Here is a 22,033-nt window from a genome sequence, read left to right as displayed (position 1 = left end):
CCCAGGTGCAGCGGTTGGCGAACAGCATGCCGGGCACATCCAGCGTGCCGCCGCGGCTGATGTAGCCCAGCGCCCGGGTGCGGGCCGGGCCGTCGTCCAGCCGGCGCAGCACGCCCAGCATGGGTTCGGGGCGCGTGTGGCACAGCAGCACGCGCGGCAGGCCGGGCGGGAAGAGCGCGTGGACGGCATCGTCGGACAGCACGAAAGCGGCTTCCAGTTCGTCGCGCGGGGCTCGCAGGCGGCCGGGCTCCAGCACCACGGACACGCAGCATTCGTAGCCCAGCCGTGCCAGATGGGCGCGCGCCTTCAGGGCCTCTTCGAGCTGGTAGGCGCCGATAGCGACGAACTGCAGCGCGCTGGCCTGCGGCTCGCCCGCGACGTGGGCCGCGCCCTGTTCGACCAGCGCCTGCGCGGCCTGCGCGTCGAAGCGCTGCACGCCGTCGCGCTTGGACACCACCATGCAGGCCACCTGGGCGCGCTGGGCATAGACCGCGCGCAGCGCCGCCGCGGCGCTGTTGCCGTCCACCGGGAACAACACGCGGGAGGTGTCGGACATTTCGCCCAGCAAGGCTTCGCCTATGGTGGGATCCTGGTGCGATTGTTCGTTCTTGGCGTTCTCCCACGTATGGGAGGTGACCACCAGCGGCACCGACAGCCACCCCGGCGCCTGCCCCAGTTCCTTCTGGCGGCGCGCGAAGACGATCTCCTGGCGCAGCAGGCCCAGCATCTTCACCGCGAAGGCCTCATAGCTGACGACGAGGTTCAGGCCACCCTTGTTCGCGAGCGCGGCGGCGGCCACGGCTTCCTCGTTCAAGGCCGTGATGACGGCGCCGTGCTGGTCCTCGGCGACGCCGGGCTCGGGATGGTCGACGCGGTGCTTCAGCAAGGCCAGCGTGCCGCCCATCTTGTTGCTGGCCAGTTCGTCCGGATTGCCGATGCGCACGCGCAGGCCCGGATTGGCCCGCACCAGTTCCACGAACCAGCGGTCCAGCGTGGCCATGGCGCTGCCCTGGCTGCCGGTGGTTTCCCAGGCGGGCTCGGGCAGCGCTGGCGCGTCGGGATGCCGGTGCGCCATGGGGTGCCCGCTTTCCAGGGGGCGTTGTTGGGCGGCATGGTTCGCCAGCGCGGCAAGCGCCGCGTCCAGCTCCGGCTTTGCCACGAACAGCTTGGCGGCGCTGGCGTTGAAGGCGTCGCGCGCCGCGCCATCGGTGTGGGGGTTGTCGCCCAGCGGCAGGTTGTGTGCGGCATTGGTGCCGGCGCCGGGAAAGCCAAAGCCTTTCTCGGTCTCGGCGATGACGTAGGGGAGGCGGGCCGGATACTGGAAGTCCGGCGCCGCCAGGCCTGTGGCCAGCGCTTCCTCGGCCGCCAGGATGGCCCAGGCGATGGCCGCCGGATCGCGGCCGTCGACGATGAGCGGATCGAAGCCGTTGTGGCGCAGGTCCTCGGCCAGCCAATGCGCGCCTCCTTCCTGCACGATCTGGGTGCGCTGCTCGATGCGGCGGCCATTGAGGATCATGACGGGCACGGCCTGGCCGCAATCCTCGGCGCGCCACCAGCGCGTGGCCCAGTCCGAGCCGCGTTGTTCCTCGAAGGCGCCGTCGCTCAGGAAGGCCACCAGGCTTTCTCCCGGCAGGGGCATGTGCACGTATTGCAGGCCGGCGAAGCCAAGGTAGCCGCCTTCGGATACGGCGCCCGCCGTGTTGGGGCCGGCGTGGCTGCCCAGCGGCACGGCGGGCAATCCCTGCGCGTCGATGGCATAGGAGTAGAAGTCCGTGATCAGGCGTCCCAGTCCGGCTGCGCTGCGGTCATAGCGGCCGCGCTGCGCCGGCGACACGTCGCCAGTCAGGGCGTTGACGGCCTCGATGGCGGCCACGCAATGGCCCTGGCCCATCAGCCAGCCGCGGGTCTTGCCGCTGAGCGCATTGGCCAGAAGGTAGGCGACAAAGGCGGGCACCATGTTCAGCGAGCCGCCCGTATGGCCCTCGGGATTGGGCTTGAAGTCCTCGGCGTCCAACGGCGCGCCGTTCAGGTCGATGCGGCGGGCGTACGTCATATGCGCCACCACGTTCATCGCCGCGCAGCTGAGGCGGTCGGCCGCGGCCAGCATGGCGTAGGCAGCGTCCGGGCTGGCGACGCGGCCGCTGGCCGCCAGGCGCTGCACCAGCGCGTCGACGTTTTCGACGGTGTCGGCGCGGTGGTGGATGGGACCATGGCCGGATAGCCAATGCTCGCGTAGCTTCATCGCGGGTTCCTTTGAAATCGGGTGATCAATCGCGCAGATTGCGCAACAGCGCATTGGCCAGCAAGGGCGCCAGTTCGATGCGGTTGCTGGGGTGGGGCACTGCGTCAGTGGAAACGACGCGTTCAAAACAGGCGGATACCTGGGGCCAGGCGTCCTCGGCGAAGAGCGCATGCACCACCACGCATTGCGGCGGCCTCATGCCGGCGAGCTTGCCGGCCGCCACCACCAGGGTGCGGCCGGAGGACGCGATGTCGTCCACCAGCACCGGCGTGCAGTCGCGCCAGGCGGAGAGGTCGGGCGCCTCGATCTCGACCTGGCGGTCGCCGCGGCGGGTCTTGCGCAGCACCACGTGCGGCGCGCCGATGCGCGCGGCGATGGATCCGGCCCATTGCTCGCTTTCCTCGTCCGGGCCTACGATCAGCGGCGCCTGCACGTTGCCGGCGATCCAGCTGGCCAGGCGTGGCGCGGCGTGCAGCGTGGTGGTGGGGATGGTGTACAGCGCCGACAGCGAAGGATGCCGATGCAGGTGCGGATCGACGGTCAGCAGGCGATCGAAGGTCGAGGACACCAGGCGGGCGAACGACAGCGAACTCACGCTTTCACCATCCTGGAAACGCTTGTCCTGGCGCATGTAGGCCAGATACGGCGCAATCAGGTTGACCTCGGCGGCGCCCAGATCGCGCGCGGTGTCGGCGGCGAAGACCAGGCTCAGGAAACAGGAGTCTGGCCGGGCCAGCGTGCAGACGATGTCGACGGCGCGTCCACGCGGGTCGCCGTGCAGGCGCACATAGTTTTCGCCGTCGGGAAAGCGGCGGGTTTCGACGGCGCCGAGTTCGCCTTGGCACAGGGCGGCAAGGCGCTTGGCGAATCCTTCGTTGCCGGGTAGCGGGAGGATAAGTCTTTGCATGAATGCCGGGTCCGCCTGATCGAGGTTAGGGAAACCGAAGAGGCCGGATGGGCCTCGCGCGGCCCCAAAGGGGCCGCAGCATTCTGATTATGGCGCAGGGGAGAGGGATTGGAGACGTGGGATGGTGGTCAAACCTTGATGTAACTCAAAGGTTTTATCCGAGTCGCCGTGCCAGCCAGATGTTCGCGCCGCCGCAGGTCTTGTCGCCTTCCACGTGGCTTACCACCTCGAAGCCGGCCAGGCGCAATAGCTCGCGGTACTCCGCGCTGTCCAGGCTGCCGTGGTAGAGCGGCCGGCCTTCGAACTGGCCGATGGCTTCCCCCAGATGGGCGCCGCTGGTGAACATCAGCGCCGCGCCCGGTGCGGCGAGGCGTTCGAAGGCGTTGAACATCGGCCGCTGGTCTGCCGGCCGCAGGTGAAAGAAGCTGTGCCAGGCGACCAGCCCCTGGAACGGGCCCAAGGGCGGCAGGCTGCGCATGTCCGCTTCAAGCCAGCGGTGTTCAGGGAACGAGGTTCTTGCCCGCGCAAGCAGCGCGTCCGAGGCATCCACTCCGGTCAGCCTGCAGCCGCGTTCGATCAGATGGCGGGCGATGGGGATGCCGGTGCCGCAGCCTATGTCCAGCACCTCGGGAGCGGGGCCGGGCAGCAGGTCCAGGAACGCCTCCAGCCAGGCGCGTTCCACCAGCTGCGTGCCGCGCAGTTTCTCGAAGGCGTCGGCATGTTCCCGATACAGCGAAATCACATTGTCGGCAGGCGAGGTGGGCATGTCGGTGTTCCCTGAGAGTTGAGATTTTCCCACGTCCCGGCAATCCCGGGCTGGTGGCGGACATGCGTCGCTCATCAGCCAGGATGGTTGATTCGTCATCCCGGACTTGTGGAGCGGGCGGGGAACGGCGATTTTCTCTATCTGCCCTATTTTCGCCGCGGCCGCCATGACCCTACAGCAAGATTTTCCAAAGCCCGGCCGCAACGGCCTGCGGCTTACCTGGCTGGCGTTGCTCTTGCAGGCCGGCATCTCCACCGTGTACCTCTTCGGGCGGCCGGCCTCGGCGCAGGCGGCGCCACTGGCCTATCAGTTTCGCGGCGCCGACGGCACCTGCTGTTCCAGCGGCGAACATCCCAACAATGGCCATGACGGGCAATGGGGCCAGCGCGACTTCGTCCAGGCCGACAGCAACCAGCGCATCAACGCCAATGCGCCCGGCCAGACCTGCATCCTGATCGACGTCAGCGGGGGCAAGGGCGGCAACGGCAGGGACGCCGACGTGAACCATTGGGGCGGCAATGGCGGCGGCGGGCGGATCATCGACTACACCTTGTCGGCCAGCACGGTCAATGCCGCCGGCCGGGGGATAGACCTGTACTCGGCTGGCGGCAATGGCGGCCTGTGGGGCAATGCGGACGGCCCCAACGGCGGCTACGGCATAGGCGGCGACGGGCATCAGGCGCGCATCACGCTCAACAACGCCACGATCGTAGGCACGGGCTTCGGCATCGCGGTCCAATCCTGGGGTGGCGCGGGGACCGACAGCGCCATCGCCAATGGCTTTGACAGCGCTTACACGTCCGGCCATGGCGGCAGCGCCGGCCTGGCATCCGTGATCCTGCAAGGCGCGAGCTCGGTGACCGCGCGCGGACCCGGACCGGACGGCGTCAGCGCGGGGGTGGGACTGATATCGTCGGGTGGGCAAGCCGGGGCGGCCGAACATGCGGGCGACTTCGGCGGACATAGCGATGCCGGGCGGGGCGGCGATGCCTCGGCTGTCACCTTCATGTCCTCGGCCGGGACGGCAGTCAACGGCCATGGCGACGGCGTGTATGGCGTGATCGCCCGTTCCATCGGCGGCAATGCGTCGACCGCCAACGACACCGACACCAAGGCCGCGGCGGGGGGCAATGCCGGCCAGGTCAGCGTCAGCAACGGCGGCGTCATCAAGACCGACGGCAACCGGGGTATCGGCGTCTACGCGCTGACCCAGGGCGGCAATGGCGGCAACGGTGGCAACGGTTCCTGGTTCGACGGCCACAATGGCGGCGCGGGCGGCGCGCCCGGTGCCATCGTCATCACCAATACCGGCACGGTCGCGACCGGCGCCAACGGTACCGTCGGCGCGAAAGGCATCATGGCCAGCGTGCTGGGCGGGGAAGGCGGCCCGGCGGGCGCCAACGGCGCATTCGGGCAAGGCGGCAATGGCGGCGCCGGCGCGGTCGCGGGCCAGGCGATCACGATCACCAATGCGGGCCTCATCAGCACCTACGGCAACGATGCGGCCGCCGTCATCGCCAACAGCGCGGGCGGAGGCGGCGGCTTGGCGTCGTCCAGCAACGGCATCATCGCGGTGGGCGGCGGGCATGGCGGAACTGGCGGCGCGGGCGGCGGCATTGCCATGGCCAATAGCGGCGGCATCGACACCTCGGGCGATAACAGCGCCGCGGTGCTGTTGCAGAGCATAGGCGGCGGGGGCGGGGTGGGCGGCGATGCCAACAGCACCGGCGTGATCGCGTCGGTCGCGATCGGCGGCACGGGCGGCGCGGCGGGTAATGGCGGCCTGGTCCAGTTTGCTTCGCAAGGCAAGATACTGACGCGCGCCGGCAACGCCTCGGGCGTGATTCTTCAGAGCATAGGCGGCGGTGGCGGCAGCGGCGGATCGGCCAATGCGGTCGGCGTGGGCGTGGGGCTGAACGTCACGGTGGCGACCGGCGGCAAGGGCGGCAGCGGCGGCTTCGGCAGCACGGTTTCATTCACGCAGGCCAGCCAGGGAACGATCACGACGCTGGGCGCGCACAGCAATGGCGTGTTGGCGCAGAGCATAGGCGGAGGCGGCGGCAGCGGCGGGCTGGCCAACTCCCGCGCCATCACGATCGCGCCGCCGCTGGGAGACAAACCGAGCGGCACGGTCACGGTGGCGGTGTCCAATGGCGGCGCGGGCCAAGGCGCGGGCGACGGCGGAACTGCCGTGTTCGCCAACGCCGGGGGCATCCATACCGCGGGTGCGCAAAGCAACGGGGTGGTGGTCCAGAGCATAGGGGGAGGCGGCGGCAACGGCGGCGGAGTGCTGGCCCCGGTCAAGATTCCCACCATCGGCAACTCGCTGGTCGACCTGCAGCTGAGCGTGCGCCATGGCGGGCAGGGCGGCCAGGGCGGCAGCGGCGGACGGGTGCGGGCCGGCAACGCCGTCACGGGCGTCATCGCCACCCAGGGGACGGGGGCGGCCGGCATCGTCGCGCAAAGCATAGGCGGCGGCGGGGGCAACGGCGGCATCGTCCAGGCCCACGACGCCAATTCGTTCAATGACATCCTGGGCTCGCCGGCCAGCCTGGCGGGCTTGCTGGACAAGGCCGCGAGCTGGCTGGAGCAGACGCCGCAGCTGGCGTTCAGCAAGGCCGTCAATCTGTCGGTCGGCGTCACGACCGGCGGCACTGGCGGCGCGGGGAGCGGCGCCAGCGCTTTCAACGTGAATAATGACGGCGCCATCTCGACGGCGGGAGACCACGCGCCCGGCATCCTGGCGCAGAGCATCGGCGGCGGCGGAGGCAATGCGGGCACGATAGATTCGGCGGGCGCGTCCAGCCTGCTGTCCAGCATCGACGCGCTGATCAAGGCCGCCGCGTCGGGCGTGCAGGACCTGTTCACCGTGGCGCTGCCGCAAACCAGCATCACTCACCAGACCGGCGGCAATGGCGGCGAGGCGGGCGCGGGCGGCGGCACCGCCACGGATCCGGCCATCGTGACGAACACGGGGGCCATCGCAACGCAAGGCAGCGGTTCGGCAGGCATCGTGGCCCAGAGCATAGGCGGTGGCGGCGGCAGAAGCGCGGCCAGCGGGCAGGATCTGCAGGCGCTGGTGTCGGCCGGCGCGGGCAGCCAGGCTCCCGAGATCATCGACAAGATCACCCGTATCGTGAGCCTCCTGGGCACGAAAGGCGGCTCACTGCTGGGCTCCCTGGTCAACGTGCGCGCCGGCGGAGTCGATGGGGCCAGCGGCGCGGGCGGCTCCGTCATGGTCGACGCCAGCGCCGCGACCAGCCAGATCACCACGCAGGGTTACCAGGCGCCGGGCATGCTCGCGCAGAGCGTGGGCGGGGGCGGCGGCATTTCCGTGGTCGACCAGCCCCTGTTCCTGTGGAGCCAGACTACTGCGACGATCACGTTGGGCGCCGCGGGCGACCAGAAGCAGGGCTTCTCGACCAGCACGGGCGGCGCGGCCAGCGTCGTTCATGGCGGGACGCTCGCGACCCGAGCGGGCGGCTCTGCCGGGATCATGGCGCAGAGCGTGGGCGGCGGCGGTGGCGTCAGCGTGCTTGCCCTGCGCAATGCCAGCCTTGCCGCCATCCAGCAGGAGGCCTCGCTGGCGGTCGCACTGGGCGCCGAATACCCGTCCATTACCAACGTATCAGGCATGGTTCAGGCTTCCGGCGGCGCGGTGAGCGTGGCCAACAACGTTGGCCGCGTCACCACGCAAGGGTGGTTTTCTCCAGGGATCCTGGCGCAAAGCGTGGGAGGCGGGGGCGGCATGGCGGCCGTGTCGTCCAGCGCGACTCTCAAGGGCATCGATATCCAGCTGGGGAGCACCGCGAATGTTGGGGGAGGCGGCTTCCTGGGCAACGTCACCGGCGCCGGCGGCAGTGTCAGCGTCGCGAACACGGGAGGCAGCATCGCCACGAACGGCGCGCTGTCCTTCGGCGTGCTGGCGCAGAGCATAGGAGGCGGCGGCGGCCTGGTCACGGTGGACGACGGCGCGGGGCCAGCCGCGAATGCGGTGAACCTCACGTTCGGTTCCAGCTCGCCGATGGTAGGTCCGGGAGGAAGCGTCACCGTGACGCAGGACGTGGGCGGCAGCATTGCCACGGCGGGCACGAATTCGCATGGCATCGTCGCGCAAAGCATTGGCGGGGGCGGCGGAATTGCCGGCCTGTCGACGCGGCCCGGCCTCGTGACCTTGAAACCCGTCGGGTCCCCGGCGGCGGGCGGTGACGGCAATGCCGTCAACCTGTCCATTTCGGGCACGGTCGCCACCTCGGGCAAGGGCGCCGCCGGCATCCTGGCGCAAAGCGTGGGAGGCGGCGGCGGGCTGGCGGGCGACCAGTCGTCCGCGCAATACACGACGGGCCTGATACAGAACGCGGGACTGACAGGCGGCCTGGGCAATGGCGGCAGCGTCAACGTGACCATCGGCACGGGCGGCACCGTCCAGACGTCCGGCGCCAACGCGCCCGCGATCCTGGCGATGAGCGTGGGCGGAGGCGGCGTATTCAAGGATGGTGCGCTTTATCAATACAGCACGCCCGGCAACGAGCAGGCCTACGGCGGGCCGGTAAACGTGGCCATTGGCCATGCCGCGCAAGTCGTCGCCATCGGCGCCGATTCACCGGCCGTGGTCGCGATCAGCAATGGCGCCTATGGCGGAGGCCGGGCGATCTCGGTCAGCCTGGAGCAGAACGCCCTGATAAGCGCCGACGCCAAGTCCGGCACCGGCATCCTGGCCATTGCGCCGCTGGCCACCACTACCATCACCAACGCCGGCACGATCCAGGCCAAGACGGCGATCGACGTGGCCGGCCAGACCGTCGTCAACAACAGCGGGACCGTGGCGGGCGACGTGCTGATGGGCAGCGGCAGCATCTTCCATAACAACGCCGGCGCCAAGCTGTACAGCGGCGCCCGCTTCCAGGGCGATCTGGCCAGCGCCGGCGTCCTGAATCCGGGCGGGCCGGGCGTGTTTGGGGCGACCCGGATCACGGGCGCGCTGGATCACACGGGAACCTACCGGCCCGATCTGGACTTCGGCGGCCACAACAGCGACTTCCTCTCGGTATCCGGCGCATCGACCTTCGCGGGAACCGTCCGACCCGTGCTGCGCAATCCCTTGAAGAACGTGTGGTTGGGGATAGGCCACTTCGACGCCGCGCAAACCAGCATGCCTGCGACCGCAAGCGACAGCCCCCTGTTCAGCTATGCGCTGAAGAACAACGGCGCCGGGGGCTTGCGCGATCCGCTCATTTCGGTCGACGCCAATTTCACCCCGTCGGCATTGCCGCTGAGCGCGGATCGCGCGAGGATCGCGAATTCGCTGCAGGCGCTGTGGGACCAGGGGAAACAGAGCGATGCCGCCACCTTCGACAAGCTCACGGGGATTCAAACCGCGGACCAGTACCGCGACGCCTTGAACCGCATCGCCCATGACGGCCAGTTCGCCCGCGCCGCCAACCAGATGCATGCTTCCTACGCGTCGATGAACCGGATGATGAGCTGTCCGGCGTTCGTTGGGGAAAGCACGATCCTGCGCGAGGGCAACTGCGTCTGGACCCGCCTGGACACGAACTGGACCCAGCGCAAGGCCACTTCGGACGACGAGGGCTACCGCGTGCGCCAGAGCACGCTGACCCTGGGCGCGCAGCGCGAGATTGCCGCCAACTGGTTCCTGGGCGGCTCGCTGAGCTACGCCTATGGCAAGACCACGTCCGCCTCCGATCTCTCGGGCAGTAGCGATACCTACGCGGGCGGCCTGGCCTTGAAGTACAACAACGCGCCGTGGCAGGTGTCGCTGGCCGTGCATGGCGGCGTGGAGAAGAGCAGGATGTCGCGCGGCACGCTGGACGGCGCGGCCAAGAGCAAGCCGGAGTCGTCCTTTCTGGCGGCCAGGCTGCGCACGGCCTACGAGTTCAGCCAGCCGTCCTGGTATTTGCGGCCCTATGTGGACCTGGACGTGAGCCACATCCGGCAGCAGGGCTACGGCGAACAGGGGGCGGGCGCCTTTGACCTGAAGGTGCGGGGCAACGACACGACCTCGTTCATGGTCTCGCCCATGATGGAACTGGGCGGACGCAAGGACCTGGCCAACGGCTCGACCTTGCGTTCGTACGTGGCCGGCGGGATGAGTTTCCTGAGCGGCGGCGACGTGGTCACCACCATGCAGCTGAATGTGCCGGGCGCGACGCCGTTCACGCTGCGGTCCGGCATGCCCAGGACCTACGGCAATCTGTCGGCCGGCCTGGAATACGTCACGCCCAAGGGCGTGGAACTGAAGACGGAGTACGCCTTGCGCGGCAACGGGGAATACCGCGACCAGTCCCTGACCCTGCGCGCCGCCTATCGCTTTTGATCTTGCATGCCGGCGGCGCGCGGGGCGGCTATTTGCTGGTCCAGCGGCCCAGGCCGTTGTCGTCGTAGAACTTGATGTCGAAGCCCTGGGCCCGCCCCTGGTCCATCTTGAAGACGATGGATGCCTGCGACGCGACCAGTTCGGCTTCGCCCGCGGGCGAGAAAGCGTAGGTGTCGCCGTCCCAATGCCGCATGGGAAAGCGCATGCCCTTGGGCCCCAGCACCAGGGTCAGGGCGCCGTTGGCCTCCTGGATTTCGGCGGGACCGTAGTAGGGGTTGTCGAACCTGCCGGTGTATTGCGACAGCGCTTTCGGCGCTGCGGGCTTGGCGGGTTCGGCCTGCCCGGACAGATCGGCCTGGGGTTCGAAGAAGGCCTTCATGGCGCCGTTGTAGGCCGCGAACCAGTCGCGCGTGGGCTTGCCGTACAGCGCCGTGTCGATGAACGATGCCGCGACGGACTCGGCCGCGCCCACCGGCGCGCCGTTGGTCAGCACCACGATGCCGATGCCGGCGGACGGCACGATCCTGAATGTCGTTCCAGTCCCCATCAGGAAAGCGCCGGAATGCCCCATCGACGGGCGACCGCCCAGTTCCGTGTTGACGTTGAAGCCATAGCCGTAGAAGCCGGAGCGCGAATCCAGGTCATGCGCGCGGGCGCTGAACGCCTGGGCCGACAACGCCGGCAGCAGCGCGCCCGGGGCGATCATGGCTTTGCCGTGATACTGGCCGTCTGCGAGCAGCAGCTTCAGCCATTCCGCCAGATCGCCGACCGTGGACGACACGCCGCCCGCAGGCGCCTGCTGGTCCGCGTCGCGCTGGCCCGAGGGGACGAACTTGCCGTTCTGGTACGCATGCAGCACGGCGCGATTGCCGTGCGCTTCGAAGTCGCCATAGCGGTAGCTGGTTGACTTCATGCCCAGCGGTTTGAACAGCTGTTCATCTGCTAGCGCTTCCCAGGGACGTCCGGCGGCCTTGGCCACCGCTTCCGCCCCTATGGTGGTGCTGAAGTTGGCGTAGTGGTAGGACGTGCGGAACGCGTCCAGCGGCAGCAGCCGCAGGCGGGCGATCACGTCGCTGCGGGAAAAGCCCAGGTCTTCGAGGTCGTCGCCCGCCGTGCCCGGCAGGCCGGAGCGGTGCGCGAAGAAATCGCCGATCGTGGCGTTTTCGGACACATAGGCATTGCTCAGCCTGAAGTCCGGTAGATAGCGCGACACCGGATCGTCCCAGGCGGCCTTGCCCTTGGATATTTCAATGGCAGCCACGGTCGCCGACAGCGATTTGGAGACGGATGCGATCTGGAACACGGTCTGCGCGTCCACCGGCGCCCGCTTGCCCGCCTCGCGCGTGCCGTAGCCCTGCGCCAGCACGGTCTTGCCGTCGATGACCACGGCCACGGCCATGCCCGGCACCTGGCTGCGCTGCATGATGTCCGCGATGATTTGCGGCAGGTCCTGCACCGCGCGTTGCTTGCTTCCGGCCGGGATGGCCACCGCGTCGGCCGGCGGGGTCAGCCCGTTGGCGATGGGCACGGGCTGCGACCAGGCTGCGGGGGCGCTGCCCAGCGCAAGAACGGTTACGGCGGTGATGAGCGAGTGTTTGCGGTTCATGATGGCCTCAGAATCCTGCTTGGTAAGCGATGCGAAAGACGCCCTGGTTGATGCGCAAGGCCTGGTCGCGCTGATGCGTGATCCCGGCCTGCACGATGAAACCCAGGGGAGTGACATAGGTGACCGCGCCTGAAATTCCCCAATCCGTATCGTCCAACAAGCCGTACTGCGCCAGCTTCTGGCCGCTGCCGGACAGCTTGCGCACGGCGGCCGTCGCGGTCAGTTGCCAGCGGTCGCGCGACAGCGAAACCGAGGTCACGCCATTGCCGTTGGATACGGGAGCGCCGCGAAAGGCGCTGGAATAAGTGGCTTCGTTGAACCAGCTCAGGTTCCATGAGTTGGCCAGCGGCGCGTCGTAGCGCAAGCGGGCCGACACCGTATTGGCGCTTTTCCCTTGCCCCGGATCCAGGTGCAGCCGGCCCGCGTCCAGGCCGCCCGACAGGCCTTCCAGCCCCGGCAGGTCGCGGAAGTCGTAAGAGAGGATGAAGGACTTCAACTGGTCGCTGAACAGCGGCGGCTGGTCCGGTCCGATGAGGCCGCCGTCCAGGCTGAACCGGCGGTTCATCGCGGTGTTGTCGCGCTTGAACAGCATGGCGGCGATGGAATGCGTGCCTTGGCCCGCGCTGTCGAGGGTGTAGCGCCCGCCCAGCCCGATCGATCCGCGGAACTCCGAGTTTTCGTTGAAGCCTGTGTACAAGCCGTCGATCACGTGCCAGGCGTCGCCGAAGCCCAGGTCCATCTTGCCGCCGTACAGCGCGTAGTTGTCGGCGGTGTAGGCGGCGAAGAGATTGTCCAGGTCCATGCCCAGGTCGGAAAAGGCGTTGTCCTTGGTGTCGTTGGTGGACGAGTTGAACGTCGCCTTGGTGCGGATCGAAAACTGCCGATTCAACTGCAAGACCAGCGCGGCTTCCGCCGTGGGCTGCACGCTGCTCCAGTGCGAGCGGGGCAGCTGGCCGTTATCGTCCTGCACGCCGAAGAAGCCGGTGTAGCCGGTCATCAGCAGGAACCTGCCGTTCAGCCGCGGATAGGTCTCGCGGCCCTCGCCCAGCTCGCTGTAGGGCGTGAGGAAAATCTCCGTCTTGAAGATGTCCGGGGCTTCCTGCGCGCATGCGCCTTGCGCGGCCACGGCCAGCAGCGCTGCCGCCGCGGCCTGGCGCAGCGTGGGGCGCTTACCGCTCACCGCGCCAACTCGGCCGCCAGTTCGCGCACCTGGGAGTGGATGTTGTTGAACATGGCGAAGTTCACGCGGCTGGCGACGACGAACACGCCCAGCCCGCGGTTGGGCGACAGCACGGCATAGGACATGAAGCCGCCCAGGCCGCCGCTCTTGCCCAGCAGCAAGGGCGTGCCGTTGCGCGGCAGGGTCACCACCCAGCCCAGTCCCATGCCGTCGCCGTCGGTGACTTCCGTGCCCACGACAGACTTCAGTCCGTCATAGGGCAGCCACATCGTGTGGGCCAGCAGGGCGGCCTCCTTCGACTGTTTTGCGCTCTCCAGGTGCCAGCGCATCCAGCGCGCCATGTCGTCGGCGGTGGAGTAGATGCCGGCGCTGGCGTACATCACGTCGGGCACCACGGCGTTCGGATCTGGTTTGTCGAAGGGGTCCAGGCCGGTCATCAGGCGTTTTTTCTGCGCGTCGGTGAGTGCATTGGTGGTGTCCGTCATGCCGGCGGGCTTGAGAACCTCGTCGGCCAGCACGGTCGAGTATTCCGCGCCGCCGGCCTTGGCCAGCGCATCGCCCAGCAGGCCGTAGCCCAGGTTTGAATACAGCGTGGTGGTGCCCGGCACATAGGCCGGCTTGTGGCTGCCGACCCACTTCCAGTAATAGGCGCGGTCGAACGCGGCGAAAGGATTGCCGGATGGCTTTGCGTCAGGGTTGGGAAGTTCGCGTGGCAGGCCCGCCGAATGCGTGGCCAGGTCCAGCAGCGTCAGCGGACGGCCGTTGGCGTCGACCTTGGCATTCTCGGGTGCATATTTCGCCAGGGGATCGGTCAGCTTGAGCTTGTTCTTGGCGGCCAGCGCCGCCAGCACATCGCCGGCGAATACTTTGGATACGGAGGCGATCCTGAAAATGGAACGGCCGTCGGGCTCCACGCCGCTGCCTGGCGCGGTTTCGCCATAGCCCTGGATCACGACTTCATCGCCGCGCACCGCCGCGATGATCAGTCCGGGCGCGCCGGAGTTGAAGTAGAGCTGCATGCCGGCCATGGAGACGGCGTCCTGCAAGGCCAGGTCGGTCGCGCGGGCCTGGCTTGCGCCCAGTGCGCAAGCGGCGCTCAGCGCCAAAGTGGCCAGGCGCGTAAGGGGGCGGAACGTCGGCATGTGGTTCTCCAGGTGGCTTGAGGGACGGGTGTCCCTCCGCATGCGCGATGATCCCAAAAACTCGATGCGCGGCCACTTCCGCCAGGACGAAACAACATGCCGGCATGACGAACTGCATATTGCCGGGAGGCTGCGGCGAACTTGCCGGGCTCAGATCCCCATGCGTTCGCGCAGCGGCTTCCGGTAGGAGCGGGACACCGGCCAGGTCTCGTCCACGGCCCGCATCCTGATCAGCCACTTGTCGACGCTGCGGCGGTCCACGTCCATGACATGCAACGCGTTGGCAATGGCGGTCCGGTGCACCCGGAAGAAGGTCTGCTCCGGCAGCAGGGTCGACCATACGCCGAGCGCGCGCGAGTCCAGCACCATCGACCCGTCTTCCAGCCAGATTTCGCTGTAGTTGCCGGCGGAGCGCACGCCCACGATGGCTTCGGGTTGCACGCCGCGGACCACGCCGCGCATGCTGAGATAGATCACCGACGTGACGCCGTCGTAGCGCGGCGCGCGGCTGCGGTCGCGGCCGTTGCCGTACTTGGCCTGTCCGATCAGGTTGGCGCACTGGTACAGGGCGCGGACTTCGTCGGCCGACCATGTCCGGTGCCGTGCGGTGGTGTCGAAGCCGATGATGCCGTAGAGCTTTTTGTCATGGAAAACCGGCACGCTCAGCACGCTCTTGTTGCCCTGGCGCTGGAATTCGACCTGGATGGCGCGGGCGGTGCGGGGCAGGTCGTTGACGTCGTGTATGGCGACTGCCTGGCCCTTCACCATGAACTTGTGCAGCCAGGCGATCAGCGTGGTCGGCACGTCCTGGAGTTCGGCGACGAAGGGCTCGGTCTGGTCCCGGCACCACTCGTGGGTGTTGCGCAGGCGCAGCATGTCCGGACGGTATTCGATCATCCAGGACCGGTCGACGTCGGAGGTCTCGCCCATATAGGCCAGCTGTTCGGAGATCGCCTCGTCCGCAGGCAGCTTGAGCAGGCTCATCGCGCAGTGGTAGAGCCAATCCGATGAGGGACTGGGCTCGAGCTTGATGGCGGGGTGTGTCTGGTACTGGACTGCATCCTTCACTTGCGGTTCCCCCTGCGGCGACATGGCGCTTCGTGCGCGCGCTGGCTGGGCCGCGCGGCGTGGCGGAATTTTCCCTCCGGTAACGGAGGATGACAAGAACTGAAGAATGTAAATCCGGCCGCAATATTGGGAAAAACCGCGGCGCTTGCGCGGGAAAAACCGAAAAATTCTCGGTTTTTTCGTCAAACGAATGTTACAAAAATAGTCAGCGCAGCGTCGTCGGCGTCGCCGACTGCGAGGCCTGGGTCGGCATGCGGCCGACGCTGAGCGTGCCAGGATCCACCACGGAGGGCCGCAGCACCGCTGCATTGTTGGCGTCGTTGGCGCCGAGCTTGGGCAGGTCGATGGGACGCGCGGCCACGGTCTCGAAGGGGCCGCCGCCGGCCGATGGCACGCCATCCAGCGTCAAGCCGTGGGTCCAGTTGCCGTCGTGGCGCGACAGCACCTCGTAGCGCTGCGGGCCGCCGGTGGCGCGGGCGACGATGTACAGCGTGCCGTTGACCAGGTTGATCGCGGGTGGCGAGGCCGCTGCGGCGTCCAGCTTGGCCGGCCGGCCGTGCTCCACCAGCCAGAGCTGTCCGCCGGCGCGTTCCAGCAGCGCGACCATGACGTTGCCGCTGGCGTCGGCGCTGATGGCCGGGCGGCCGATGTAGGGCACGCCCATGTCGGTCGGCGCGCTCCAGTCCATGTCGAGATCGGTGGTGTCGCCGGTTTCCATCAGCCGCGTCAGATGGTTGCTGCCGCGTTGGCGGAAATAGAGTTCGACGCGGTTCTGGTGATTGCGGATCGCCGCCAGTCCGCCAGCTGCCTGGGGCGCGGGCACGCGGCGCCAGTCCTGCCAGTCTGGAAGTTGGCCCTTGGCTGCCGGCAGTTGGCGGGTGTAGTAAAGCTCGCCTGCCGAGGTGATGGCGAAGATGACGTAGCGTCCGTCGCCGCCCAGCGCTGCGGCGGGCGCGCCTGTCACGCCTTCCAGCGGCGGCAGGTCCTGCCAAGTGCTCCAGCTGCCGTCCACGCCTGACGGCGTGATCCAGTGCAGCAGGCCGTCGTAGCCCAGCGCCACGGCGGCGGCTTCGCCGCGCGGCGCCACCGCCGGGATCTGGGTCACGCGCAGGCCGCCCAGGGCCTGCCAGCCTTGCCAGGTGCCGTCGTGGCGCTGCTTGTTCGCCCACACGCCGCCCAGCGGGTCGCGCGCCATCAGGCCAGCCGTGCCGTCGGCATGGGTGAACGAGACCAGCGGTCCGCTGGTGCGTCCGCCCAGGCTTTGCCAGCGGCGCTCGCCCGCGTCCCAGCGATTGACGGCGCCATTGGTCTCGCCGGCGGCGTACACCACCAGGCCGCCGCGCCCGTCAGGGTAGAGCTGCGGCGCGATGTCCTGGCGCGACACGTAATAGGCCCGCTGCACCCAGGCGGCGGCGGGGCCGGCGGGTTCCTTGCAGCCGGTGGGGCCGGCGCAATAGTGGTAGTCGTTCCAGGCGTAGTGCTGGAAGATCAGCGACTTGCTGGCGATCTCAGCCTGGGTGAGGTTGGTGGCGCGTTCCTGGCTGGGGTAATCGACATAGCCCATCTCGGCATAGTTGCCCGGCACGCGCAGCATCGCCTCGCGCGCCAGCCGCGCGCTGGCGATGTGGTCGGGATGCCCATGGCCGGCGCAGCGCCAGCACAGTTGCGTGTAGGGCACGACCATGGTGTCGTCGAGGTGGCGCACCGTGGTCGGCGCGTACTGCCGGATCAGATCGGCCAGGGCGTCGATCAGCTGTTCGCGCGTATAGGACTCGGCGTAGGGGCCCAGCGTGTCGACGTTCTGTCCGGGTTCGGATTCGGTGCGGCTCAGCGGCGTCAGGCTGCCCCAGCCCTTGCCCAGCCAAGGATCCTTCAGGCGCATGTGCCACAGCTGCACGCGAGGATTGCCCTTGAGGGTGAAACGCGCGATGCGGTGCCCGCCCGCGACGCCGACGTCTTCCTTCCATTCGTCGGGCTGGTGCGCCATATAGGCGTAGGCAGAGCGCACGCCGCGTTCGCGGCCCAGCATGTAGGTCTCGCCTTCGCCGGCATCGCTGGCGGTCAGGTAGACCAGCCGCACGCAACCGCCCGCCTGGATGTTGGAGACGATGTCGGGGTTCATGAACAGCAGGTCGTCGTCCAGGTGGGCGACGAACGCCATATCCTTGATGCCGTGGCATTGCGCCAGCGTCGGCGGGGCGGCGAACGCGGAGGCGGAGAGCAGGGTGGCGACGGTACAGAGTAGCGCCCGGCCAAGGGGACGCAGCATGGCCAACAAGACGGACATAACGGGGCGCAGCAGAAAAGGCGCGGCGCGTAGGGGGTATTGAGGTGGGACCAGTATAGCGGCGCGTGATTGCGATAAATGGGGGCGGTACAGACCGCGCCGTAACCCCCGTTTTGGCACGGCACGGCCAGCCCACCGCGCTAGCGGCCCGGCTTGGCCGCGGCCGTATCGCCCTGGTAGGGGCTGAGATCCAGCCCCGCCTGCTGGAAACGTTGCACGACCATGGGCAGCTGTTTGCTCTGGCTTGCGCGGTCAACGGCCTGGATGGCCCGGCGGCATGTGTCGATGTTCTTCGGGCAACCGTGGCCGGACGTCAGCAGGCTGGCGTACATCGATATGTTGACGGCCAACTGGGACACCTGGACCGTGGTCGGCCTGCCCAGGTAGAAGTCGTCCAGCTCGCGTTTCAAGCGGACGACTTCCTCCTTGCCGGCCAGGGCGCCGTCGCGGCAGTCCATGAAGGTGGGAGAGCCGTCGACCCACTGCATGCGGCGGCATGCCAGGGCCAGTTGTCCGGCCGGTGCAAGGCCGGCGGGCAAATGCGCCCGGACCGTTGGCGATCCGGCAGTGGCGAACGATACGATCTGTTCGTCCGAAGCCTTCTCCGCGTCGACCGGGCCCGCGATCAGCATGGTGACGTCCAGCGTTGCCGGAAAGCGCGCGGTCGGGCCGTTGGCATAGGCCTGGGACACGGCTTCGGCCGTCGCGGTTGGCAGGCCGAGCCTTGAGCCGATAAGGCTGTTGCCGCCTTGCATATAGGTGTCGAACTCGTCTCTCAGCACCGCTTCCAGCACCGCCGCCTCGGTGGCGGAAAGACTGTAGGCAGCGCAGGCCAGTGTGGGGACCAGCAGGCCCAGTATCGCGCAGAGCTTTTTCATGGATACGTTGCGGCGGTGTAGTTGGGCGCGCAAGGGTAACGGGTTTGCGCGCCGTGCGCGGCATCAGGCCGCGCTGGCGCTGGCCAGCAGCCAGTCGCGCAAGCGCTCGTGCGCGGCATCGGCGCGCACCGCATCCTTGCGCAGGCACAGGCTGAAGGCCGCGCCGCTTTCGACGAAATCCAGCGGGGCGGCGAGCCGGCCCCGGTGCAGTTCGGACTCCACCAGGACCGCGGGCGCGATGGCCACGCCCAGGCCGGCGGCGGCGGCTTCCAGCATGTGGCCCAGGTGGTCGAATTCGCGCCCGGGCTGCCGCGGAGCCAGCGCGATGCCCTGGCGCGCCGCCCAATCCTTCCAGGCGTCGGGCCGCGAGGAGGTGTGCAGCAGCGGCGCCTCCAGCACATCGGCCGCGTCGCGGATACGCGCGGCCAGGGCCGGGGTGCAGACCGGGCCTATGGTTTCGGCAAAGAGCGGCGTGACGTCCCATTCTTGCGGCCAGGCGCGTCCGGCCAGGATCAGCGCGTCCACCCGCTGCGTGTTCAACAAGGCCGCGTCGGCGGCGGTCTGCAGCCGGATGCGGATGTCCGGATGCAGGGTTTCGAATCGTTCGAGCCGCGGGATCAGCCAGTTGGAAAGAAAGCTGGCGGGCGCGGCTAGCGCCAGTTCGGCCGGCTGCGTGCTGCGCTTGAGTTCATCGCAGCGGCGTTCCAGCAGGTCGAAGGCATCATGGGCAGCGCGTTGCAGGTCCAGGCCCGCCGCAGTCAGATGGACCCGCCCGGCGCGACGCTCGAACAAGGCGCAGCCCAGCCATTCTTCCAACTGCCGGATCTGCTGGCTGACGGCGCTGTGGGTCACGCACAGCTCCTTGGCGGCCAGCGTGAAGCTCGCCTGGCGGGCGGCGCTGTCGAAGAAGCGCAGGGCATTGAGGGAGGGCAGCCGTCTCATCGTTTATCTGTTAGTTCAGCTTACGTCAATGATAAACAAATCATTGATTCAAATAAGTTTTTTAGAAAGATAGCATAAGGACAATTCCTCACTATCCTGCAAAGGAATCCTGCCTCATGCCATCCGCCATCCATCCGGCCGCGCCTGATAGCCGCGGCCAATTCGGCCCCTACGGCGGGCGCTACATGCCCGAAACGCTGGTCCCCGCCCTGGGCGAACTTGAACGCCAGTTCAAGGCGGCGCTGTCGGACGAGGAGTTCTGGCAGACCTACCGCGGCATGCTGGCCGACTATGTGGGCCGGCCGAGCCCGCTGTTCCTCGCACGCGGCGTTTCGGAGGAACTGGGCGGCGCGCAGGTGTACCTCAAGCGCGAAGACCTCAACCACACCGGCGCGCACAAGATCAACAACTGCCTGGGGCAGATCCTGCTGGCCCGCCGCATGGGCAAGCGCCGCATCATCGCCGAGACCGGCGCGGGCCAGCATGGCGTGGCCACTGCCACGGTCTGCGCCTTGTTCGGCCTGGACTGCGTGGTCTACATGGGCGCCGAGGACATGGCGCGGCAATCCGTCAACGTGCGCCGCATGCACATGCTGGGCGCCGAGGTGCGCGCCGTGCATGCCGGCACTGCCACGCTGAAGGACGCGATGAACGAGGCCTTGCGCGACTGGATCGCGCATCCTGCCGGCACCTACTACCTGCTGGGGACGGGCGCCGGCCCGCACCCCTATCCCTGGCTGGTGCGCGAGTTCCAGAAGGTGATCGGCGAGGAGACGCGCCAGCAGATCGTGGCCAAGACCGGGCGCATGCCCGACGCCATGGTGGCTTGCGTGGGCGGCGGTTCCAACGCGATGGGCTTCTTCTATCCCTTCCTGGAGCTGGGGGACGTGCGCCTGTACGGCGTCGAAGCGGGCGGGCTGGGCCTGGCCAGCGGCGCGCATGCGGCCAGCATCAGCGCCGGCCACGAGGGCGTGCTGCACGGCTGCCGCAGCTACTACCTGCAGGACGGCGACGGCCAGATCGTCAATGCGCATTCGATATCGGCCGGGCTCGACTATCCGGGCGTAGGCCCCGAACACGCCTTGCTGCACGATCGCAAGCGCGTGGACTACGTGTCCGTCACGGATGCCGAGGCCGTGACGGCCTTTCATTGGCTGACGCGCAGGGAAGGCATCCTGCCCGCGCTGGAAAGCGCGCATGCGCTGGCTTACGTGCGCCAGCTCGCACCGCGGATGGTGCGCAACGAGATCCTCGTCGTGTGCCTGAGCGGGCGCGGCGACAAGGACATGGACACGGTGACCCAATTTGGCGAGGTGGCGGCATGACACGGCTGGATCAAACCCTTGAGGCGCTGCGCCAGTCCGGACGCAGCGGCCTGGTGACCTACTTCGCGGCGGGCGACCCCGATCCCGGCGCATGCCTGGAACTGCTGCGCGGCTTGCGCGCGGCCGGCGCGGACGTGATCGAACTTGGCATGCCGTTCAGCGATCCGGTTGCGGATGGCCCCGTGCTGCAGCAGGCGAACGTCCGCGCGCTGGCCGGCGGCCAGACCTTGAAGCGCACGCTGGCCCTGGTGCGAGAGTTCCGCGATACGGATACGCAAACGCCTGTGGTGCTGATGGGCTATCTGAATCCCATCCTGCGGCATGGCGTTGACATCTTCATCCGGGACGCGGCCGCCGCGGGCGTGGACGGCCTGATCATCATCGACCTGCCGGTCGAACATGCCGATGACATCGGGCAGGAGGCGCGCGCGCATGGGCTGCATCTGATCCGCATGTCCGCGCCGACTTCCGAGGATGCGCGGCTGGCGGGATTGCTGCGCGACGCCAGCGGCTTCGTCTATCACATCATGCTGGCCGGCACGACGGGCGCGGACCTGCCCGACGAGCGCCGCATCGCCCAGGATCTGGAGCGCTTGCGTTCGCATACCCGCCTGCCGGTGGCCGCGGGCTTCGGTGTGCGCTCGCCGGACGAGGCCCGGCTCGTGGCCCGTCATGCCGATCTGGTCGTGGTCGGTTCACGGCTTGCGCAGGTGCTGGCGGAGCAGGGCGTGGCTGGCGCCTTGGACGAGGTGCGGGGGTTGGCGGCGGCGCTGCGGCAGTGATGGAAAAATACTGAGGAACCCAAAAGCGTTATCGCATGGGCATCCGCATTCGGCGTGCGCTTGCATGCCCGGCTCAGTCGAGGACATACTTGGCGTCCCCGGCGGGACGGCGAGATGGCTGCGCCTTGCCTGCCGCATTCCGATCCGCTTCACGCGGACATTCTCGGGAGCGGTTACCCATCATGCCCAGCCTGCCGTTACGTTCTTCCGCAAGCGCGGCGCTGGCTTGCGCCTTATTGCCCGCCGCTTGGGGCAGCCCGTCCGTCGCGGCAGGAACTGACCTACAGGCGCAGGCCTGGGCAGGCGCCTGCGTCACCTGTCATGCGCCCGCGGCGCGGTCCGCAGCGGCCATTGCGCCGCTGGAGGGACGCCCCGCCGACTGGATCGCCGCGCGCATGCGCACGCTCGCGCAAGCGGCGTCCGAGGGCAGCGTCATGGGCCAGATTGCGCGGGGCTATAGCGATGCCGAGATCGTCCGCATTGCCGGCTGGTTTGCGGCGCAACCCGCGGCGGCGGCCCCATGAAGCGGCGCAGCATCCTGCTGGCGGCCGCGGCGGGCGCCGCCTTGGCC

The 22,033-nt window shown here is 68.3% G+C and carries 14 protein-coding genes; 4 read left to right on the top strand and 10 right to left on the bottom strand.

Annotation, left to right across the window (positions count from 1 at the left end):
* From WBB14_RS14235 to WBB14_RS14225, 3 genes are all read right to left on the bottom strand, one after another.
* Positions 1-2,242, bottom strand: a 2,242-nt coding sequence (locus tag WBB14_RS14235; RefSeq protein WP_424240410.1) for a xylulose 5-phosphate 3-epimerase, incomplete at its 3' end; no start/stop codon positions are given.
* A 25-nt stretch (positions 2,243-2,267) separates the two neighbouring features.
* Positions 2,268-3,149 (bottom strand): ribose-phosphate pyrophosphokinase, encoded by an 882-nt coding sequence (locus WBB14_RS14230; RefSeq protein ID WP_424240409.1) that lies wholly within the window; start codon positions 3,147-3,149, stop codon positions 2,268-2,270.
* 154 nt (positions 3,150-3,303) lie between these two features.
* Entirely contained in the window at positions 3,304-3,915 is a 612-nt protein-coding gene (locus WBB14_RS14225) for a class I SAM-dependent DNA methyltransferase (RefSeq protein ID WP_424240408.1), read from the bottom strand.
* 166 nt (positions 3,916-4,081) lie between these two features.
* On the opposite strand from WBB14_RS14225, the gene WBB14_RS14220 reads away from it, so the two are divergent.
* Entirely contained in the window at positions 4,082-10,252 is a 6,171-nt protein-coding gene (locus tag WBB14_RS14220; protein WP_424240407.1) for an autotransporter outer membrane beta-barrel domain-containing protein, read from the top strand.
* A gap of 28 nt (positions 10,253-10,280) precedes the next feature.
* On the opposite strand, the gene WBB14_RS14215 is transcribed toward WBB14_RS14220, so the two are convergent.
* The 7 genes from WBB14_RS14215 to WBB14_RS14185 all read right to left on the bottom strand — a co-directional run bounded on the left by WBB14_RS14215 (position 10,281) and on the right by WBB14_RS14185 (position 19,355).
* Complete coding sequence (locus WBB14_RS14215; protein ID WP_424240406.1) at positions 10,281-11,858, bottom strand: serine hydrolase; 1,578 nt, start codon at positions 11,856-11,858, stop codon at positions 10,281-10,283.
* Positions 11,859-11,865: 7 nt separating this feature from the next.
* On the bottom strand, positions 11,866-13,038 hold the full coding sequence (locus tag WBB14_RS14210; RefSeq protein WP_424240405.1) for a hypothetical protein: 1,173 nt from the start codon (positions 13,036-13,038) through the stop codon (positions 11,866-11,868).
* Positions 13,035-14,180 (bottom strand): D-alanyl-D-alanine-carboxypeptidase/endopeptidase AmpH, encoded by a 1,146-nt coding sequence (ampH, locus tag WBB14_RS14205; RefSeq protein WP_424240404.1) that lies wholly within the window; start codon positions 14,178-14,180, stop codon positions 13,035-13,037. The genes WBB14_RS14210 and ampH overlap by 4 nt, the downstream gene beginning before the upstream one ends.
* Before the next feature lie 150 nt (positions 14,181-14,330).
* Positions 14,331-15,248: a LytTR family transcriptional regulator DNA-binding domain-containing protein gene (locus WBB14_RS14200; protein WP_424240403.1), complete on the bottom strand. Its 918-nt coding sequence runs from the start codon at positions 15,246-15,248 to the stop codon at positions 14,331-14,333.
* Positions 15,249-15,453: 205 nt separating this feature from the next.
* Positions 15,454-17,535: a PIG-L family deacetylase gene (locus WBB14_RS14195; RefSeq protein WP_424240402.1), complete on the bottom strand. Its 2,082-nt coding sequence runs from the start codon at positions 17,533-17,535 to the stop codon at positions 15,454-15,456.
* A 140-nt stretch (positions 17,536-17,675) separates the two neighbouring features.
* Positions 17,676-18,413 (bottom strand): hypothetical protein, encoded by a 738-nt coding sequence (locus WBB14_RS14190; protein ID WP_424240401.1) that lies wholly within the window; start codon positions 18,411-18,413, stop codon positions 17,676-17,678.
* Between the two features lie 63 nt (positions 18,414-18,476).
* The gene (locus WBB14_RS14185) at positions 18,477-19,355 is read right to left on the bottom strand and encodes a LysR substrate-binding domain-containing protein (protein WP_424240400.1); all 879 of its coding nucleotides are present in this window, start codon (positions 19,353-19,355) and stop codon (positions 18,477-18,479) included.
* Positions 19,356-19,471: 116 nt separating this feature from the next.
* Between WBB14_RS14185 and trpB the strand changes: the two genes are divergently transcribed.
* From trpB to WBB14_RS14170, 3 genes are all read left to right on the top strand, one after another.
* Complete coding sequence (trpB, locus tag WBB14_RS14180; protein ID WP_424240399.1) at positions 19,472-20,680, top strand: tryptophan synthase subunit beta; 1,209 nt, start codon at positions 19,472-19,474, stop codon at positions 20,678-20,680.
* Positions 20,677-21,462 carry a tryptophan synthase subunit alpha gene (gene trpA, locus WBB14_RS14175; protein ID WP_424240398.1) on the top strand — a complete coding sequence of 262 codons (786 nt, stop codon included), beginning with the start codon at positions 20,677-20,679 and terminating at the stop codon, positions 21,460-21,462. Before trpB ends, trpA begins: the two co-directional genes overlap by 4 nt.
* 182 nt (positions 21,463-21,644) lie before the next feature.
* Positions 21,645-21,986 (top strand): c-type cytochrome, encoded by a 342-nt coding sequence (locus tag WBB14_RS14170; RefSeq protein WP_424240397.1) that lies wholly within the window; start codon positions 21,645-21,647, stop codon positions 21,984-21,986.
* The last annotated feature ends 47 nt before the right edge of the window (positions 21,987-22,033 follow it).

The sequence above is a fragment of the Achromobacter sp. genome (assembly GCF_049647645.1).
GTDB lineage: Bacteria > Pseudomonadota > Gammaproteobacteria > Burkholderiales > Burkholderiaceae_B > Achromobacter.
This window is presented reverse-complemented; position numbering and strand designations above follow the sequence as displayed.

Coding starts and splice junctions, on each gene's coding strand:
- ampH (WP_424240404.1), bottom strand. CDS start 14,180: ATGCCGACGTTCCGCCCCCTTACGCGCCTGGCCACTTTGGCGCTGAGC.
- WBB14_RS14230 (WP_424240409.1), bottom strand. CDS start 3,149: ATGCAAAGACTTATCCTCCCGCTACCCGGCAACGAAGGATTCGCCAAG.
- WBB14_RS14220 (WP_424240407.1), top strand. CDS start 4,082: ATGACCCTACAGCAAGATTTTCCAAAGCCCGGCCGCAACGGCCTGCGG.
- trpB (WP_424240399.1), top strand. CDS start 19,472: ATGCCATCCGCCATCCATCCGGCCGCGCCTGATAGCCGCGGCCAATTC.
- WBB14_RS14190 (WP_424240401.1), bottom strand. CDS start 18,413: ATGAAAAAGCTCTGCGCGATACTGGGCCTGCTGGTCCCCACACTGGCC.
- trpA (WP_424240398.1), top strand. CDS start 20,677: ATGACACGGCTGGATCAAACCCTTGAGGCGCTGCGCCAGTCCGGACGC.
- WBB14_RS14195 (WP_424240402.1), bottom strand. CDS start 17,535: ATGTCCGTCTTGTTGGCCATGCTGCGTCCCCTTGGCCGGGCGCTACTC.
- WBB14_RS14225 (WP_424240408.1), bottom strand. CDS start 3,915: ATGCCCACCTCGCCTGCCGACAATGTGATTTCGCTGTATCGGGAACAT.
- WBB14_RS14170 (WP_424240397.1), top strand. CDS start 21,645: ATGCCCAGCCTGCCGTTACGTTCTTCCGCAAGCGCGGCGCTGGCTTGC.
- WBB14_RS14215 (WP_424240406.1), bottom strand. CDS start 11,858: ATGAACCGCAAACACTCGCTCATCACCGCCGTAACCGTTCTTGCGCTG.
- WBB14_RS14185 (WP_424240400.1), bottom strand. CDS start 19,355: ATGAGACGGCTGCCCTCCCTCAATGCCCTGCGCTTCTTCGACAGCGCC.